Origin of the sequence: Lentilactobacillus rapi DSM 19907 = JCM 15042, from assembly GCF_001436255.1 — a bacterium.
Lineage (GTDB): Bacteria > Bacillota > Bacilli > Lactobacillales > Lactobacillaceae > Lentilactobacillus > Lentilactobacillus rapi.
This window is the reverse complement of the sequence record NZ_AZEI01000011.1, coordinates 1-1,083: the sequence shown is the minus strand read 5'-3', so window position 1 is coordinate 1,083 and position 1,083 is coordinate 1. Positions and strand designations below refer to the sequence as shown.

General features: G+C 40.5%; 2 protein-coding genes. Both read left to right on the top strand.

From position 1 onward, the window contains the following. Positions 1-48: 48 nt before the first annotated feature. A complete protein-coding gene (locus FD12_RS01740; RefSeq protein WP_225427402.1) occupies positions 49-546 on the top strand; it encodes a helix-turn-helix domain-containing protein in 498 nt (165 codons plus the stop codon). Positions 547-605: 59 nt separating this feature from the next. Then, the coding region (locus FD12_RS01735; RefSeq protein WP_156404058.1) for an IS3 family transposase at positions 606-1,083 on the top strand (478 nt) is incomplete at its 3' end.

The window sequence follows — 1,083 nt, the reverse complement described above, 5'->3', positions numbered from 1 at the left end:
TGAACTGAACCCCTTGAATTGGAGAAATCTAATTCAAGGGGTTTTATTATGTTTTCTTATGAAGTTAAAATGGCAGCTATTAAACAGTGGCTGGGTGGTGTATCTATTTCCAGCATTATGAGTCAATATGGGATTCGAGGCAGTGCGACGCTCTATGAATGGGTTCGACTGTTTAACTCCTCCGGAGCTAAGGCACTTCAAGGCAGTCTAAAATCATCCAGGACATATCATCCTTATTCGTTTAAAATAGAAGTTATCAAATGGCGTCTAACCCATCATGCCTCATTAACAGCTACCGCTAAGCATTTTAATTTGCGGGCACCAAAACTCGTTTGGGAATGGGAAAAGGCTTTGAAAGAAGGACGTTTAAAACCGAGTAAAGGACGGCCACCTAAGTTGACTAAGACCAATAACCACGAAGATGATGAACTCCAGAAGCTTAAAGACGAGAATGAAATTCTCAAATTGAGGAATGCTTACTTGGAAAAATTGCACGCCTTGGCACAGAAGAAGCGAAAATCTCAAACCAAGAAAAAGCCCAAGTAATAGTTGAGCTGAGGCGTGAATTCAAGGTAAGTTTGAGTATCATATTGAAGATTGCCAAGATGGCTAGTAGCAGTTACCATGATGCACTGGATCGACAATATGGCAAAAAAGATTCAACTAAAATCATTGTCGCCATTAAAGCTATCCGGAATACCCATAACGATTACGGCTATCGCCGTATTACAATCGAACTTAAGAAGCAGGACTTTCAAGTTAACCATAAACGGATATTAAGAATAATGCGGGAAAACAATCTCTTATGTCATGCCTATGACCGCAACGTTCATAAGTACAATTCTTATAAAGGACGGGTGGGTAAAGTTGCCCCTAATCGGGTTAATCGCCGTTTCTCTACTGATCGTCCTTATCAGAAAGTGGTTACCGATGTGACTGAACTTCGTTGGGGGAACAATTCGACTAATAAACGGGCTTATTTCACGGCTTACATTGATCTCTTCAACAGCGAAGTATTATCTTGGTCACTTGAGCTCCATCCGACGGTTAAATTTGTCATGAGTCCTTTGACTGAATTACTTA